Origin of the sequence: Synechococcales cyanobacterium T60_A2020_003, from assembly GCA_015272205.1 — a bacterium.
In the GTDB taxonomy this organism is placed as follows: domain Bacteria; phylum Cyanobacteriota; class Cyanobacteriia; order RECH01; family RECH01; genus JACYMB01.
On the sequence record JACYMB010000159.1, the window covers coordinates 1 to 16,445 of the forward strand.

At 50.4% G+C, this 16,445-nt stretch carries 15 protein-coding genes; 8 read left to right on the forward strand and 7 right to left on the reverse strand.

The window, feature by feature from the left end; all coding sequences use genetic code 11:
- Window positions 1-72 precede the first annotated feature (72 nt).
- The 4 genes from IGR76_08385 to moaA form a co-directional block, all read right to left on the reverse strand.
- A complete protein-coding gene (locus tag IGR76_08385; GenBank protein MBF2078524.1) occupies window positions 73-894 on the reverse strand; it encodes a hypothetical protein in 822 nt (273 codons plus the stop codon).
- Window positions 895-973: 79 nt separating this feature from the next.
- Window positions 974-1,672 (reverse strand): Uma2 family endonuclease, encoded by a 699-nt coding sequence (locus IGR76_08390; protein ID MBF2078525.1) that lies wholly within the window; start codon window positions 1,670-1,672, stop codon window positions 974-976.
- A gap of 235 nt (window positions 1,673-1,907) precedes the next feature.
- Complete coding sequence (locus IGR76_08395) at window positions 1,908-2,603, reverse strand: aldehyde oxygenase (deformylating) (GenBank protein MBF2078526.1); 696 nt, start codon at window positions 2,601-2,603, stop codon at window positions 1,908-1,910.
- A gap of 274 nt (window positions 2,604-2,877) precedes the next feature.
- Window positions 2,878-3,864 carry a GTP 3',8-cyclase MoaA gene (gene moaA / locus IGR76_08400; GenBank protein ID MBF2078527.1) on the reverse strand — a complete coding sequence of 329 codons (987 nt, stop codon included), beginning with the start codon at window positions 3,862-3,864 and terminating at the stop codon, window positions 2,878-2,880.
- 112 nt (window positions 3,865-3,976) lie between these two features.
- On the opposite strand from moaA, the gene IGR76_08405 reads away from it, so the two are divergent.
- Window positions 3,977-5,119: a cobalt-precorrin-5B (C(1))-methyltransferase gene (locus IGR76_08405; protein MBF2078528.1), complete on the forward strand. Its 1,143-nt coding sequence runs from the start codon at window positions 3,977-3,979 to the stop codon at window positions 5,117-5,119.
- A gap of 469 nt (window positions 5,120-5,588) precedes the next feature.
- Window positions 5,589-7,136 carry a glutamine-hydrolyzing GMP synthase gene (guaA, locus tag IGR76_08410; GenBank protein ID MBF2078529.1) on the forward strand — a complete coding sequence of 516 codons (1,548 nt, stop codon included), beginning with the start codon at window positions 5,589-5,591 and terminating at the stop codon, window positions 7,134-7,136.
- Between the two features lie 31 nt (window positions 7,137-7,167).
- On the opposite strand, the gene IGR76_08415 is transcribed toward guaA, so the two are convergent.
- Complete coding sequence (locus tag IGR76_08415) at window positions 7,168-7,782, reverse strand: uridine kinase (protein ID MBF2078530.1); 615 nt, start codon at window positions 7,780-7,782, stop codon at window positions 7,168-7,170.
- Window positions 7,783-8,181: 399 nt separating this feature from the next.
- A complete protein-coding gene (locus tag IGR76_08420) occupies window positions 8,182-10,062 on the reverse strand; it encodes a carbohydrate porin (GenBank protein MBF2078531.1) in 1,881 nt (626 codons plus the stop codon).
- 1,085 nt (window positions 10,063-11,147) lie between these two features.
- Here IGR76_08420 and IGR76_08425 point away from each other — a divergent pair.
- The 6 genes from IGR76_08425 to IGR76_08450 all read left to right on the forward strand — a co-directional run bounded on the left by IGR76_08425 (window position 11,148) and on the right by IGR76_08450 (window position 15,971).
- Window positions 11,148-11,495, forward strand: coding sequence for a hypothetical protein (locus IGR76_08425; GenBank protein ID MBF2078532.1), 348 nt, complete (start codon window positions 11,148-11,150; stop codon window positions 11,493-11,495).
- Between the two features lie 3 nt (window positions 11,496-11,498).
- The gene (locus IGR76_08430) at window positions 11,499-11,831 is read left to right on the forward strand and encodes a pentapeptide repeat-containing protein (GenBank protein ID MBF2078533.1); all 333 of its coding nucleotides are present in this window, start codon (window positions 11,499-11,501) and stop codon (window positions 11,829-11,831) included.
- A 36-nt stretch (window positions 11,832-11,867) separates the two neighbouring features.
- Window positions 11,868-13,337: a 9,9'-di-cis-zeta-carotene desaturase gene (gene zds, locus IGR76_08435; protein ID MBF2078534.1), complete on the forward strand. Its 1,470-nt coding sequence runs from the start codon at window positions 11,868-11,870 to the stop codon at window positions 13,335-13,337.
- A gap of 39 nt (window positions 13,338-13,376) precedes the next feature.
- Window positions 13,377-13,835 (forward strand): SRPBCC family protein, encoded by a 459-nt coding sequence (locus tag IGR76_08440; GenBank protein ID MBF2078535.1) that lies wholly within the window; start codon window positions 13,377-13,379, stop codon window positions 13,833-13,835.
- Between the two features lie 59 nt (window positions 13,836-13,894).
- The gene (locus tag IGR76_08445) at window positions 13,895-14,986 is read left to right on the forward strand and encodes an alpha/beta fold hydrolase (protein ID MBF2078536.1); all 1,092 of its coding nucleotides are present in this window, start codon (window positions 13,895-13,897) and stop codon (window positions 14,984-14,986) included.
- Window positions 14,987-15,239: 253 nt separating this feature from the next.
- Window positions 15,240-15,971 (forward strand): response regulator transcription factor, encoded by a 732-nt coding sequence (locus IGR76_08450; GenBank protein MBF2078537.1) that lies wholly within the window; start codon window positions 15,240-15,242, stop codon window positions 15,969-15,971.
- Window positions 15,972-16,015: 44 nt separating this feature from the next.
- Here the strand turns inward: IGR76_08450 and IGR76_08455 are convergent, their stop codons facing one another.
- Window positions 16,016-16,408 carry a Mo-dependent nitrogenase C-terminal domain-containing protein gene (locus IGR76_08455; GenBank protein ID MBF2078538.1) on the reverse strand — a complete coding sequence of 131 codons (393 nt, stop codon included), beginning with the start codon at window positions 16,406-16,408 and terminating at the stop codon, window positions 16,016-16,018.
- Between the last annotated feature and the right edge of the window lie 37 nt (window positions 16,409-16,445).

Sequence of the window (16,445 nt, forward strand, 5' to 3'; positions counted from 1 at the left end):
TTGAGGTTTCATGGCAGGTTTTATATGTGATAACTGAAATTTACCATGCCTCTCCTGCCCGCAACCCCTCTTTCATGCAACAACGCCGTTTTGAGCTGCTAGTTCGCTGCTACATCGGCGATCGCCCCCCAATCGAGGCCGACGCAGAAAATAGATCACGAGTCCTAAAAACGGCAGTAACCGAGTCAGCCAAAGCATCGAGGGACTGTGCCACTGGCGGCGTGCCATATCATCCTTAACCAACCAGGACTGAAACCCCCAGAAGACCAACAGATCGATAAAGAACGAGTAGGCAAGGCGATCGCTCTTTACCAGATCCACCAAAGCGATCCATCGAGCCAAAAGATCCCCAAATTCAGGACGGGCGATCGCACCCCACACGCAGGACGCTCCAAACACACCCAGCAATAGCCACGGCCATACCCGACTTTCGCCCACCGTTTCGAAGCGAGTCAAGGGCAATGGGGGAGGGATAGGATTAGGACGACGGATGGCTAACCAGGGCAGATAAAACACGTTCGTTAAAAACGCGGTTCCCACTAGAAATGGAACGATGGGGACTCGTTGCTGGCGACCATCAATGGCAAAGCCCCAAAATAACAGTCCCCATGCCACCACGATATTGAATAGGGCTTCCAAGGCTGGATGCATCACAGGCGCAATCTGCGGAAAGAGCATTGGCATCACAAACCAAAAGTTCAGGCTCAGATCCATGGCCATCTGTAAGGTTTCGGGTCGCGTATGCAACAACGACTCTCCGGGCGGCCATTCACTCAGCAACAAATAGCCCACATACACGACCCATGAACCCCATAGGAACGCTTTCGCCCCCCAGTTCGTTGCAGGGATTGCGGTTGTTGAAATTTTCGACTCTGGCGCGGTCTGCGGCTGCATCGTGACTCCTACTAAACAGCGTTATACGCTAAACCCTCTATTAGGAAAGGTTTAGAGCACTCCCCCAATGTCATCAAGGTTATAACTCCGCTGGCTCAATTCCCAGTTCTCGCAGTTTCGCAAAGGCGCGATCGCGTTCCTGCTGAGCTTGGTCACGTTCCTGGCGAACCTGGTCGCGTTCCTGGCGAACCTGATCCCGCTCCTCGAAAATTTCATCGGGATCTTTGAATGGCTCCCCGTTGGGATGGAAAACGGCCAATCCGTCGTTAAACATTTCAAACCGAATCCCTAATGTTGGTGAAGTCCAGGGAAAGTTTAGAGCCGTGATTGGCGAAAACTCATGCTCCAAATCCGGTCGCACCATCCCCCAAAAGTCGTGAGAGTCGGGATCATAGAAAAACATTTCCAGAACCCCATATTCCCGATAGAACACCTGCTTATTCAGCATTTCCCGTGCGCTATTACTGGGCGACAAAATTTCAAAGACCACTTGGGGCGCAATGTTGTCTTCTTCCCATTGCTTATAGCTACCGCGATCGCCCTCTGGACGCCCAAAGACCACCATCACATCTGGAGCTTGGGCCGGGGCAGGAGGCACGGTCACCTGTTGCGGATACCACAGTAAATCTCCAGCTACGAAAACGGCTTGTCCCTTAAACAGATGCTTGAGATTCGCCACCAGACGCACAATCCAGCGATATTGAATGGTATTGTCAGCCATCGGTTTACCGTCGGAGTCCGGATATAAATACTGGGGTTCGATGGGTGTTTGAACCATAGACCATCCCTTGGGAGTCCCTCTTGGAATAGCTTTATTGTAGTCTCAGTGCTAGGGTACTTAGGTAAACCCTAAGCAGCGCCTGGGTTATATCGATTTTTGCTTCAGCCGTTGATCCCTTTGCGCTCACCACCGCCAGATCATCAGCAGTTGTACGAAAAATGAAAATCGGGATCCCCCTAGTGGAGTACCCCGATCTCTGAATCAAATCCTTGCTAGAACGGTGATCAAACGCTTAGGCAGCCTGGAGACCGTAAGCCGACATCCGCATGATGTCGCGGGTTGTAAACCCAATGTTGCTGAGCGCTTCACCGTAGCTGATCATGAAGTCTTCTACAAGTGCTTCTTTCTCCATCGCTAGGGCACGGGCATCATCTTCAACTTGGTTCAGCATTCGCCAAACTAAGGGCAGATTTTGACGGTTCGCGGCTTCTAGCTCCTCTTTAGAGGCTTCAAAATTAGCCTTCAGCCATTCTTCGCCAAAGTTGAGGTGAAGGTATTCGTCCTTAACGACCCCTTCCGTAATCTTGCGAGCAAAATCGTCCGCAACGGGAATATAAATGTTGTAAGCGGCGATCGCAAAACACTCAATAATGAGCGACTGGATGAGCAGACAGGTGACAATGCGTCCTTCCGCCGCTGCGTCCTGAAAGTTGCGGTGCAGATCCGCGAAGAACTCCCGCGCAAAGTCCATATCCGGCGTAACGTCTAGGTTACGTCCGCAGGCTTGAAACCCTTTCATGTGGCGGCCTTCCATTTTGGATAGCTTAATCAGCTCTTCCGCCTGGTCTGGAATAAGGGTCGCAAGGGCTTTGTAATTTTCAACGGCCTCGTTCTCACCTTCAATCACGATGGCGTTAATCCGACTGTAAGCGTCTTTGTAAGCCTCACTCTGGAAATCAAGATCTGGACTTAGCTCAAGTTGCGGCATAGTAACGTTTATCTCCTCGTTCAGTGGTGTCAGCTTTTAGCCGACCGTCAGCTCTTATCAAATTTTCTGAGCCAGTAGTTTAAAACTTAATCTAAATTTTATGCTCATTAGAGTACACCCTACAGTGACCCCGCATCAACTTACAAGATCGTGCCCACATTCATAGCAAAAATGCATATAACCAGAGCTATATTAACGGGCTTATTTATCAATCCTACTTTTTAGGGCAATAACTTCTTTCTATGCCCATGATAGGAAACTCAACAGTGCGAGGTTAGCCCCCAATTTGGGACATGGTTCGAGCGTAGGCTCCGGTGGTGCCAGATTCTCGCTGTTTATAGTTAATCTCTGGTTTTAGGTGAACTAGCGCCTCTACATTTTCCCGAATCGTATCCAGCGGAACCCCCGATCGCAGGGCACTCCGGAGATCCAGTTGTCCCATTTCGTTCAGTAAACAGGGGCGCAACCAGCCATCGGCTGACAGCCGCATCCGGTTGCAGCGATCGCAAAAACATTCCGACATCTGGCTAATAAATCCCAGAGTACCCTTCGCCCCTGGAATCCGAAAGACATCCGCTGGGCCATTACCGCGCACTTGCCCGTCGGTCAGTCCCCAGCGATCGCGGATGTGCTGGCGCAGTTCTTCCGAGGCCACCCAGCCCCGGTTTTGAAATAGGGCATCATTCCCGATTGGCATGAACTCGATAAACCGAACATGCCACTCCCGATCGAGGGTGAGGGCTGCCAAGTCTAGCACTTCCTGATCGTTCACCCCCGGAATCACGACGACGTTTAGCTTTAACGGAATGAACCCAGTCCGGTAGGCCGCTTGAATACCGTCCCACACCTGCTGCCAGCGCGATCGCCCACGATTGCCAATGATGGCGTCAAAGGTTGCCGGGTCAAGAGAGTCCAGGCTGATGTTAATGCGGCGAAGTCCGGCACTGTATAAATCTTGTGCCATATCCGCCAGCAGGAACCCGTTCGTGGTCATGGCGAGGTCTTGGGTTTCTGGAAACTGGGCGATCGCCCGCACTAAATCCACCACCCCCGGTCGCAGGAGCGGTTCGCCTCCGGTCAACCGAAATCGGGTAAAGCCACAGGGAATAAACACCTCGCGCAGCAAGGTCAGGAGTTCATCCGCCGTTAAAATATCCTCCCGCAGCGCATACTGGAGATCGACTCCTTCGGGCATACAATACTGACACTGAAAATTACAGCGATCGATCAGGCTAATGCGAAGGTAATCAATGGTGTTCATAGCGGGTGTTGATGGCGTCTGCGATGACGGTGGTTTCATCCTAACGAACTGTAAAGGGTGTTGCTGAGTTTAACCTAAGTATGTACCGTTCCATTCCCTTTCACCGTTTGCCATGACCTTTTCTAGTCCTCGCCCCGGATACACCCTCCCCGTTTTTGCCACAGCGGCGGCGATCGCGGCCTTGCGTTGGCTCACTGAATCGCTGGAAACTCTGCCCGCTGTGGAGGTTGATCTCCTAACCCCTCCAGAACCCGTGACCATCCCGATTGAGCAGGTGGCTCGACTCCGTCCCGATGCGGCGATCGCCATTACCCGCAGCGATCCCGGCGATAATCTGGATCTCACGCGAAACACCCCGATCTGGGCCATGGTGGAATGGAGCGCAGCGGATCAGCAGGAATCCATCGAGATCCTGGGGGGTGAGGGAATTGGTCGCCATCAAGCGGGCGATCAGGCTGCAATTTACGCCTATGCGCGGCGATCGCTCCTGGAAAATCTGTCCCGTTGGCTGCCGACTGATCGCACACTGCGAGTCACGATTATCTTGCCAGAGGGGCGATCGCTCGCTAAACGCACATCCAATGCGGCCTTTGGGGTTGTGGACGGACTATCGCTCCTTGGCACATCGGGGATCGCCCAGCCCCTGAGCGCTCCCGGACAGTTAGAGGACTATCGCCAAATTCTGCGCAGTAAACAGGAGTACTACGACGGATTGGTGTTCTGCATCGGTGAGAATGGGCTAGATTTGGCGAAAAAGCTAGGAATTGAGGGCGATCGCCTGATTAAGACTGCCAACTGGCTTGGCCCAATGCTCGTGGAAGCGGGGATGCAGGGCGTTCAGTCCATTCTGCTGTTTGGCTACCATGGCAAACTGTTGAAATTAGCCGGAGGAGTATTTCACACCCACCACCATGTCGCCGACGCACGCCAAGCCATCCTCACCGCATTTTGTGCCGTCGCAGGCATGACCACCATCGATACCCAAGCGATTTTCCACGCGCCCACTGCGGAAGCTGCACTCAGCATTTTGCGGGAACGGGACAGGGAAGCGGGAACGGAATGGGTACAGGCCGTGTATGGGGCGATCGCCCACGAGATTGATCAACGAGCGGCGGCGTATATCCAGACCCATAGCGATCGACCGGTTGCCGTCGGTACAATTTTGTTTGACCGCGATCGCTCCATCTTGGTAGCTAGCGTCATCGGCACTCAGCTTTTATCGCGCCTGAACGGACAAGACATTAAGTTGACATAACAAGTTCTTAAAAATCGGAATCCCTGCGGTAAGTTTCTTCCAAGGAATTCACTGGGCTGTCCAGGCGAGTTCTCTGCTTTTTCCGTCGGCAGAAAGAATGATAAGTTTGGTAAACTAATACCTTAACAATAAATTTCTATACAACTTTTTGGCTCGGTAAGCGCTTCTTTTATTTTCACTTTCAAAATTGATTAACTTCAGGAGTCTGTATCTTTGCTACGTTCAACAGCACCTTAGGGAGCAAACCCTCTAAAGGCTACCTCCCCATTCGCGATCCTTACAACCTATTGCAATCGGTTACGGTTACCCGAATCCAGGGTAAATTTGAACCTTAAAGCAATAGTTTTGGCGATCGCCGCATTTTCTCATCTATCCTCCGTTCAACTCTACGTTCTACAGGCAATATCCCGTGACTATCCCCACGCAAGAAAAGGAAGCACCTGCATCCGTCCAACAATTCGATCGCCAGATGATTGTCATCCTCGATTTTGGTTCTCAGTACTCTGAGCTTATTGCTCGCCGCATTCGGGAAACCCAAGTCTATTCCGAGGTGCTCTCCTACCGCACAACTGCCGATCAACTCCGCGCCCTTAATCCCAAGGGAATCATCCTCTCCGGTGGCCCCAACTCCGTCTACGACGAGGGTGCACCCCACTGCGATCCGGAAATTTGGTCAATGGGACTCCCCATTCTGGGCGTTTGCTATGGCATGCAGTTGATGGTGCAACAGCTTGGTGGCCATGTTGATCGGGCGGATCGGGGAGAGTATGGAAAGGCCGCTCTCTTTATTGACGATCCCACCGATTTATTCACCAACGTAGACAACGGCACCACCATGTGGATGAGCCACGGGGATTCGGTGATGAACCTCCCCGAAGGCTTTGAGGTACTGGCCCATACGGACAACACCCCCAGCGCGGCGATCGCCCACCATGAGAAAAAACTCTACGGCGTTCAGTTCCATCCGGAAGTGGTTCATTCCATCGGGGGGCAAGCGCTAATCCGCAACTTTGTGTACCACATCTGCGATTGCGAACCCACCTGGACAACTGAAGCCTTCGTCGAAGATGCCGTTCGTGAAATCCGCGCCCAAGTTGGCGATAAGCGAGTCCTGCTGGCTCTATCGGGCGGTGTGGATTCATCCACTTTGGCGTTTCTGCTCCATCGGGCGATCGGGGATCAGTTGACGTGTGTTTTTATCGACCAAGGCTTTATGCGAAAAGCTGAGCCGGAACGTCTGGTCAAACTCTTTGAAGAGCAGTTCCACATTCCGGTAGTCTACGTCCAAGCCCGCGATCGCTTTCTGAAAAAGGTTGAAGGTGTCACCGATCCAGAAGAGAAGCGTCGCCGCATTGGGCATGAATTTATTCAAGTCTTTGAAGAAGAGTCCCGTCGGCTGGGCCCCTTTGACTATCTGGCTCAAGGAACGCTCTATCCAGACGTGATCGAATCCGCAGACACCAACGTTGATCCTAAAACAGGTGAGCGGGTTGCGGTTAAGATCAAGAGTCACCACAATGTCGGTGGATTGCCCAAAGACCTCCGTTTCAAGCTCGTAGAACCTCTGCGGAAACTATTCAAAGACGAAGTGCGAAATGTGGGACGATCCATCGGACTCCCTGAAGAAATTGTGCAGCGTCATCCCTTCCCTGGCCCTGGTTTAGCCATTCGGATTCTGGGAGAAGTCACCGCAGAAAAACTCGATATTCTTCGCGATGCCGACTACATTGTGCGCCAAGAGGTGAATCGTCGCGGCGTCTATCACGACTACTGGCAGGCGTTTGCTGTGCTGCTCCCGGTGCGGAGTGTCGGGGTTATGGGCGATCAGCGCACCTATGCCTATCCCATTGTGCTGCGCTTTGTATCGAGCGAAGATGGTATGACGGCAGACTGGTCTCGGGTTCCCTACGATCTCTTAGAAACTATCTCGAATCGGATTGTGAACGAGGTAGACGGGGTAAACCGAGTCGTGTACGACATTACGTCCAAGCCTCCTGGAACCATCGAGTGGGAATAGATTGACCCACAACAAAGGCTAGGATTTTGGTCTAGACCTGACCTCCTAGCCTTTTGTCATTGCGAATCGTGGCAGTTGCGGCGGTCTGGGGCTGATCGCGTTTAAAGTGGATACGTTGAGCCGGGAAATAGATCGTTTGGTATGCCTGAATCGTCTCCTCGGACGATAGCCCCTCTTGGGAACGCGCGATCGCCCTTTCTAGAGCTGTCTCAAAACTATATTCAATCCAGAAGGATAAATCGTAATAGGATTGAAACGCTCGCTTCAACAAATAGATACCTTCTAGAAGAATAATGTCTATCTCTTCAAATTGATACCGATAGGTTTGATACGCTGTTGCTGTCTCTTCAACATAATTAGCGTCAATGCAGAGCGATCGCTGGTCTCGTAGCGGAAACACAAGTTGATCGAAGAGTTCATCAAACCGAATAGCGTGCTGGTAAAAATGATCGGCAGGATGGATCTGACTAAAGCGCAGATCCGGTAAATTTAGCCATCCATCACCATGAATCAATGCTGTTCGTAGACATCGTTGTTCAAGTTTAGAGACCATGTTCTTGGACAAATATCCCTTACCAGATCCGTCTATTCCCGAAATGGCGACTAGCACGGCTCGATCCTTGGGACATTGCCCCCGTGTTGCCATCACGGTCTCAATTGCATCATCAAGGGTCTTCATCACTGGGCTGCAAGAGGGGCTGGGGCGATCGCCCATGTATTAGCGTAAAATCATCCAAACAGTTAAATAATTACTCCAGCCTGCGTCTTCTAGGCCGTTGCATACTCCCTCTAACCCACTCGCTAATTCCACCCACATCTTAGTATGGCAATCGTCAAAACGGTTAGGGGGATAGGAGCAAAAGCCACACCAGGATTTTACTCCTACCCCCATTCTAAACGCGCCTTCAATGATCCTACCAACCCTCTACAATCGCGCAGGAGTAGAGAAGGCTACGCCACCTATCTCGGAGTAAAGTCTGTTGCTCCCTATAGATACCCCCAATGTTAGGAATGGAGATACGTCAACCATGGTCATCCTTGGGATTTAAAACGTGAAGGACGTTCTCAATACGCCTGTGGTGACCGTGTTGTTACCACTATATCCTTCAGGATTAAACAAAACAAATACACCAGGCGTAATATTGATGTGATCGTTCACCTGAAAGGATAGATAGCCCTCTAGGTGCAAAGGTGTGGCATTCTCAAATCGATCTAACGCTTCACCCCCCGTTGAAACCCGCGACAGTGGCTTACCAAAGATCAGACCCGCCGTATTGCTTTCACCAAAAATATCTTGAGCATGGAGTCCCACCATCCAACTACTGAAGTCGGTAGAGGCATTCACGTTAACCAAGTCTGCAAAGATATACGCCCCAGATGCAGCAAAGGTCAGCTTGTCCGTCAGACGCCAGCTCATACTTGCACCGATAGAATTCATTCGAATGGGTTCACTCCCAATCGTCACTAGGGTTGCCCCTCGATCAAAGTCTCCACCGTCGGTTGCCGAGCACCCAAAGCCACCTGCCGCTGCACCAAAGCCTACGGTGTCACAACGACTTGCTGGATTGAATAACACAGAGCCAATATCGGCTGATGTCAATCCCGTTCCCAGAATATTGATCTGATGGTAGCTATGGGCGTAGTTAATGCCGAGCTCAAAGTTAGATGAAGGGCTGAGGGTAAGCTGAGCCGCAGCGACCGAGCTTCCATTGAACAGTCCAGCACCTAGAGGAGTGACATCACCAGAGGCAAGCGACTCTCCAGTGAGGGGATTATTTTGGGGAAGCGCCGCATTCACACTACCGTACAAGGCTCGAAAATCAACGACAGGCGATGGTGTCCAAATCAAGCCAAAAGCAGAGGCTAAACCCGTTCCCGACGTTCCCCCTGATACACGAACGGCTGCGTTATATCCTGCAAATCGGGAAATGGCTCCCTGGGTATCGCTCGCAAAGGGAGTAATCGCAGGGAAGGCATCGGTTGTTTCTGCATTCGTGCCTGCAAAGAGAGTCAAGTTGTCCAGTCCGCTGGGGAAAATATACAGCAACTTATATAACCGGAAGTCGTTGGCCGTATTGGGGGTAAAGGTTTGAGGATTAATGCCAGGAAATTGGGGTTCAGTATTTAAGCGCACTTGGCTAGCATTCAACCCCAAAACATCGGTATAGCCCAGTGTTCCCTGGATGCTGCTGGGGTCGCTTAAGTAATTGTAGGATTGCAATCCGGTAATCAAGAGGTCACTGCCCGTAAAGCTGGTGGTGAGGTTGAGGCGAGTGCGTTGAAACAATGCAAATTGAGCATCATCACCGGGTGCCCCATCGGTATGGCTGAGGATGGCTGGGGTTGCATCTGGATCGCCCGCACCGGGGTAGGCTCCTGATGCCGCCGCAATACTAAAGATCACTTCTCCATTGAGTTTCGTGGTGGTGGAGAATTGGTTCGCTTCTAACTCGTCCGTTCGAGCTTCTAATGCATCCACTCGGCCTCGCAGCATGGCTAGTTCTGCTGCGAATTCTTCTTGCAATCGTTGAACGGTCTCTAGGTCTTCACGAGTTGCGACATCCGCGAGACCAGACGCAATGATCTCATTAATACGGTCAAGACAGGCATTTAAACCAGCGGCAAACTCAAAGCGAGTAAGGGCGTTATTTCCACGGTAGGTACTGTCAGGATAACCTACGATACAACCATAGCGTTCAACCAGGGATTGAAGGGCTTGATACGCCCAGTCTGTGGGTTGTACATCCGAAAGCTGGGTGACGGAAGTAATCTGTCCCAGGATTAAATGCCCAGGATTGAATGAAGATGCGGGTGATGGAGATAAATTACCCAACGGCGCACTTTCTAGATCCGATACACCCAAGATTGGAGCATTGATCGGTGTAAAAGAGTTTGTGGATGATGCAGGTGTAGTCGGTGCAGGCATTTCAGATACTGCACTGGTTGTGCTTTCAACCGGGGAATTGCTGGCAGTCTGGAGGGGATTAGCCTGTGCTACCGACGCAAACGCTAGAGGCTCTAAAAGGCTAGCAAGCGCACTTAAAACAAGCAGTTGAGTAATCGACGAAACGGAATAGGCCACGATACATCCTCACACAAGTTGAACAGATTACAATGAAAGAGTTGACAGATTTAAAAGTGTAGTAACACGAAGACCGACCGAGATTCGACTACGAGCTTTAATGACTAGAACATCCCTTCAGTTGAGGTTTAATTAAGGCATTAAAATACGTAGCCAATTATTCTATTGATCAGCTAAGCCGCATTGCACCGATATTGAAGTTATAGATGGATTGACGATCGCACATCTTCAACATCTAGAAAAGAATTTGCCTTTCACGAGAAGGGCAATTGCTCACATACATAGAGTCTTGTGAACAAGTATTTCGTCATCATTGAAATACTTGTTAGACCCGCTGATCTAGCGTCTATTTCCATAGTAAAAAGAAAAATTTTAGACGTTGGAAATGCGGGTTAATGAGTTCACAAAACTGCAGAGAGGAAGCAGCAATCGAATACTTCCCCAGGTAAGCATTACGCTAAGCGTTCATTCTTCAGACTTTTGAACATATGAAATTGACTTAAATTTGCATAACTAAATTCTAAATCCTAGGAGTATCACAGTAAATTTTGAATTGCTTATGAATACCTAATAAAAACTTAATTATAAAATTCTAATTGCAAGCACATTTCTATCATAACCATAGTTAGGCTGACAGTAAATTGACTCAGCCGCCGCATAATAAGATGTCTTTATAGCTCATATTTATCAACTTTAATCAAAACCATTATCGGTACTTTAAAACTGAATTAAGGGCGATCGCATCCTAGATTTCGAGTAATTACCAATCGTCAATCTAAGCGATCACATGAACGTATCCAAAAAGAGAGATTTGTACAAGCCAGATACTCGCTAATTCTCGGAGCCTGAACTTAAATTACTCACTCAACATCTTCATTTCAGTTGTCCGGTTTGTCTCAACGAGCCTCGGAAATTAATAAGCTGACACGATGTGCAACTCTCATCCCAACCCTTATCCCCAAGAGGAAGCGCTTTCGGATCGTTCTGGTTCCCTCTCCCAAGGGGCTAGGGTAGGGGCAGTCTTTGCCAAGGGCTCGGTAAACGGCGCACATCACGTATATTTGAGTAATTTTGAAAAAGGTAAGCGATCGCCCATCAGTCCCTATCCCCCCGTCATGAGCACCATCATTGAGATTCGAGATAGGTTTGGCGAAGTCTTAAAGCGATATGCTAGTTCCGATGCAACCTTGGGACTTCGAGGTGCGGTCATGGAAGGGGCTGAATTAACAGGCGCACAGTTAGCAGGTATGGATATGGAAAGAATCGACCTCTACTGAGCCATTCTGTTCCAGGCCAACCTCGAAGGGGCAAATCTCAAGAATGCAAATCTTCAAGGCGCAGACTTAAAAGAAGCCAATTTAGTCAACGCAAATCTAGAGGGAGCTAACCTCAGACGCGATAACCTTGGCGGATCCACCCCTCTAGAGGGAGCCAATCTCACAGGCGCAATCCTCACGAATACCCATCTCGATGGCGCAACCTATAACGCCCAAACCATCTTCCCACCTGGCTTTGATCCCCGCAAAGCCAATATGATTCCAACCCGTCTCCCCTGTTCCCCAGTCCTGAGCTTCTTTCTACAAGGGTGCGATCGCGCCTCCACGATCCATTAAAATATGTAAAGAATTTAAGAAGAGCAGAGAACACAGATGCGGGTTGCGATCGTTGGGGCAGGCTTGGCCGGATTGGCGACAGCCGTGGAGCTAGTCGATGCAGGACACGAAGTCGAAATCTTTGAATCTCGTCCATTCGTGGGCGGCAAGGTGGGTAGTTGGGTCGATCCCGACGGCAACCATATTGAGATGGGGCTACATGTTTTCTTCGGCTGCTACTACAACCTGTTCGCGCTGATGGAAAAGGTCGGTGCGATCAATAACCTGCGGTTGAAAGACCACATCCACACCTTTGTCAATCGCGGCGGTGAATTGGGTTCCCTAGACTTTCGCTTCATCACAGGTGCTCCCTTCAACGGACTCAAAGCCTTCTTTACCACAAGCCAGTTGTCCCTCCGGGATAAGGCGCAAAATGCGATCGCCCTAGGCATTAGTCCCCTCGTGCGAGGACTGATCGATTTTGACGGAGCCATGAATAGCATTCGCGCACTAGACGATATTAGCTTTGCCGATTGGTTCCGCCAGCACGGTGGCTCAAACGGCAGCCTCAAGCGCATGTGGAACCCGATCGCCTACGCCCTCGGCTTTATTGACACCGAAAACATTTCCGCCCGGTGTATGCTCACCATCTTCCAGTTCTTTGCCGCCAAAACCGAAGCCTCTGTGCTGCGCATGCTGGAAGGGTCACCCCACGAATATCTCCATCAGCCCATCTTGGATTATCTGGAGAAAAAAGGCGCAAAGGTTCACACCCGGCGTGGCGTGCGGGAAGTCTTCTATGAAGGCGAAGGTGCGGATTTGAAAGTCACAGGTTTGGCGATCGCCAAAGGGGATGAGGTCGAAACCATCACTGCAGACACCTATGTTTGCGCCTGCGACGTTCCCGGCATTCAGCGACTCCTGCCCCAAGATTGGCGCAGCATCGACTTTTTCGACAAGATCTACAAACTAGAAGCTGTACCTGTGGCAACGGTGCAACTGCGCTTTGATGGCTGGGTTACCGAACTCCATAGCGACCAAGAACGCACGCAGCTTGACCACGCGGCAGGAATCGACAACCTGCTATACACCCCCGATGCAGACTTCTCCTGCTTCTCCGACCTCGCCCTTTCCAGCCCCGGCAGCTACTACCGCGAAGGCGAAGGCTCCCTGCTGCAACTGGTGCTGACGCCTGGTGATCCCTTTATTAAGGAAAGCAATGAGGCGATCGCCCAACACACCCTGAAGCAGGTTCGCGACCTGTTCCCCTCGGCGCGGGATCTCAACATGACCTGGTATAGCGTGGTTAAACTGGCACAGTCCCTTTACCGCGAAGGCCCTGGTATGGATCCCTACCGTCCCAGTCAGAAAACGCCGATTTCTAACTTCTTCTTAGCCGGAAGCTACACCCAGCAGGACTATATCGATAGTATGGAGGGGGCAACCATCTCTGGAAAGCAGGCTGCTGCCGCGATTCTTGAACCCACCGGATATAAGGTTCAAGGTGTAGGACTTTTTAAGTATTGATTCTTTTGTCGTTGAGACCACCCTATCCCAAAGCGCACTATGACGAACTGGCTTGAACATACGGTTCAGATCGAGGTAGAAACGCCAATTCAGGTGGTCTGGGATCTGTGGTCAGATCTGGAGCAGATGCCCCGCTGGATGAAGTGGATCGATTCGGTTCAAATTCTAGACGAGGATCCCGATTTATCCCGATGGAAACTGGCCTCTGGTGGATTTGAGTTCAGTTGGCTCTCTCGCATTGTCCGCCTGGTACACCATCAGATCATTCAATGGGAATCGGTCGATGGCTTACCAAATCGAGGTGCGATTCGCTTCTACGATCGCGGCGATCACAGCATCGTTAAGCTCACCGTCGCCTACGCGATTCCTGGTGCATTGGGAAAAATCATGGACAACTTGTTTTTAGGCCGCATTGTCGAATCCAACATCCAGGCTGATTTAGAGAAGTTTAGAACCTACGCTCTCAAATCGGTCGAACATTCCTCTGATCCCGCTTAACCCCCGATCCTCGATAAAGAAATGTAAACTAGAAGCGTCCGCGTCCCTGACATTCCTTCATGAGCCATCCTTCCTTTCAACCTCCGGTAGCCCTCAAAAACGGCTATTCCATGACGCTCTACACGGCATTAAAACTCAGTCGAGAATGGCATAAATTTAGCGCAGATCCAGAGCCGATCCATCACCCTCATATTTTTACTGGCGCAGGAGGGGTACCCATTTTTGGGCAGGTCTCCATTCCTGAAAATCCCAAGGGAACTATTGTCGGCACCTATGGCATTACCGGAAGCTTATCTGATCAATGGTTTTTAAACATCCTACGGCGGAAAGCCTTTGCCCAAGGGTATGCGGTCGTGCTGTTTGACTGGCGCGCCCACGGCAAAACTGCCGAGCTATCGCCGACCCTAACCTCCGATGGTTTATACGAGGGCGAAGATTTTGTCCGTATTGCCGCCGCCGCGAAGACGCTGGGATGTCCCGCCCCTTTCTGGTTTACAGGCTATTCCCTGGGTGGCCAGTTAGCGCTCTGGGGCGTAGAAGCGGCTCAAACCCTTAACGTCTGGGGAGCAGACCTCAATCTCAAATCATCAGAGTTAGGCGGTGGCGCTGTCGTTTGTCCCAGCGTAGACTCCAATCGATCGCTCAAATACCTCATGGACAATCATCTAGGGCGTCAGTTGGAGCAAGCTATCACTAGACAATTGAAAAAATTGGCATGGCAAATTTATAGTTGGCACCCAGATTCAATCGATCGTGCGGCTCTGGAACGGGTGGATAGCATTTGGGCGTTTGATCATGAACTGGTTATTAGCCGATTAAACTTTGCCTCCGTGGAAGACTACTACGACGCATCTAGTCCGCTCCATCGTCTTCCCCATCTGACTAAGCCTACTTTGATCCTGTACGCAGCCGACGATCCCATGTTTGATCCCAGCATTGTGCCTGATTTACAAACTATCAGTGCTGAAAATCGGGCAATTGACTTGAGACTCACAACCTATGGAGGACACGTCGGCTATTTCAGCAGTCAAACCTGCCAACAGCAATTTCAGGATCCCGATCCCTGGTGGGCATGGAACCGAGTCTTGGAATGGATCCACCAACAATCTCAAGTTGCTTCCTCGGCTCCTTCCGTTGTCGAGATCCAGTGAATCGTTAGACCCATGCCCAACATTCGCATTCCTTGCCCATCTAAGAGTGGACAACTGTAACATTCCGTTTCAGAATCAACATGTTTTCGGATCAAACTGTGATTCTGAATCCACAAAATTCTAAATTTCTTAATTTCATGCTTATAATCTGTACAGGATTCTTAGCCTTACTCAATAAGGTCTTCAATATTTCCCTACCTTAATTCAGTAAGAAGATTGAGTAGTCAATACAGCCGTTCAGTTATAGCGCACAATGCCTCGGATACTCGTTATTGATGATGATGCTGCAATTTCAGAACTCGTTGCAGTGAACCTGGAAATGGCTGGCTATGATGTCAGCCAAGCATCCGATGGTATAAAAGGTCAGGCACTTGCTCTTCAGCTTATGCCCGATCTGATTATGCTGGACTTGATGCTGCCAAAAGTCGATGGATTCACCGTCTGCCAGCGTCTACGCCGCGACGAACGGACAGCAGACATTCCCGTATTGATGCTGACAGCGCTGGGGCAAACCCAAGACAAAGTTGAAGGATTTAATGCTGGGGCTGATGATTATCTGACCAAACCCTTTGAAGTTGAAGAAATGCTGGCGCGGGTGCGGGCTCTCTTACGTCGAACCGATCGCATCCCTCAAGCCGCAAAACACGCAGAAATTTTGAACTATGGGCCCTTAACCCTGGTTCCAGAACGGTTAGAAGCCATTTGGTTTGATCGTGTGGTCAAACTTACGCACCTAGAGTTTGAATTGCTGCACTGTTTGCTCCAGCGGCACGGACAAACGGTGTCGCCCAGTGAAATCTTGAAAGAAGTATGGGGCTATGATCCCGATGACGATATTGAAACAATTCGCGTTCATGTCCGTCATCTTCGCACCAAGCTTGAGCCTGACCCTCGGCATCCTCGGTACATTAAAACGGTCTATGGCGCAGGGTATTGTCTAGAGCTACCACCCGGTGTAGTGCAAGCGACGGGTACGGAGTCATAACGCCTTCCTAACTAGAGATGTTTGATCCATAATTGATGGCTGCTCTAGCAATAGCGCGAAATATCTTCTCCACATTCATCGGCTAGATAGCACAACGCTCGAAATCGTAGCCCAACAATCTCTTCGTAAAGAGGATTGAGTTTGCACATGGGTGGGATATGGAAGATCACACGTCCGAACACGGCAACATCCCGCTCAAACGGACACTGAGCCGGAACGAGTTGACATACTTGATGGGCAAATTGCGGATTAGAAAACTGAATACCGTTCAACCAACTCCGCAAGGGTTTGAGGAGATCAATAGGCGTGAAAAGGACTGCAAACCGAGAAGGTTTACGGTGAGACGTAGCAATGCTGCTGGAATTCAAGTTTTCTGGAGTTGTCCAGCCCCAGCTAATTATGGGTTTCGACGGTGAGATCGGTTCAACATTATTCATCGTGCGCTCCTCACTAAAGTCAGGTTCAGGGCAGTGG

Coding starts and splice junctions, on each gene's coding strand:
- IGR76_08385 (MBF2078524.1), bottom strand. CDS start 894: ATGCAGCCGCAGACCGCGCCAGAGTCGAAAATTTCAACAACCGCAATC.
- IGR76_08390 (MBF2078525.1), bottom strand. CDS start 1,672: ATGGTTCAAACACCCATCGAACCCCAGTATTTATATCCGGACTCCGAC.
- IGR76_08395 (MBF2078526.1), bottom strand. CDS start 2,603: ATGCCGCAACTTGAGCTAAGTCCAGATCTTGATTTCCAGAGTGAGGCT.
- moaA (MBF2078527.1), bottom strand. CDS start 3,864: ATGAACACCATTGATTACCTTCGCATTAGCCTGATCGATCGCTGTAAT.
- IGR76_08405 (MBF2078528.1), top strand. CDS start 3,977: ATGACCTTTTCTAGTCCTCGCCCCGGATACACCCTCCCCGTTTTTGCC.
- guaA (MBF2078529.1), top strand. CDS start 5,589: ATGATTGTCATCCTCGATTTTGGTTCTCAGTACTCTGAGCTTATTGCT.
- IGR76_08415 (MBF2078530.1), bottom strand. CDS start 7,782: ATGGCAACACGGGGGCAATGTCCCAAGGATCGAGCCGTGCTAGTCGCC.
- IGR76_08420 (MBF2078531.1), bottom strand. CDS start 10,062: ATGCCTGCACCGACTACACCTGCATCATCCACAAACTCTTTTACACCG.
- IGR76_08425 (MBF2078532.1), top strand. CDS start 11,148: ATGTGCAACTCTCATCCCAACCCTTATCCCCAAGAGGAAGCGCTTTCG.
- zds (MBF2078534.1), top strand. CDS start 11,868: ATGCGGGTTGCGATCGTTGGGGCAGGCTTGGCCGGATTGGCGACAGCC.
- IGR76_08440 (MBF2078535.1), top strand. CDS start 13,377: ATGACGAACTGGCTTGAACATACGGTTCAGATCGAGGTAGAAACGCCA.
- IGR76_08445 (MBF2078536.1), top strand. CDS start 13,895: ATGAGCCATCCTTCCTTTCAACCTCCGGTAGCCCTCAAAAACGGCTAT.
- IGR76_08450 (MBF2078537.1), top strand. CDS start 15,240: ATGCCTCGGATACTCGTTATTGATGATGATGCTGCAATTTCAGAACTC.
- IGR76_08455 (MBF2078538.1), bottom strand. CDS start 16,408: ATGAATAATGTTGAACCGATCTCACCGTCGAAACCCATAATTAGCTGG.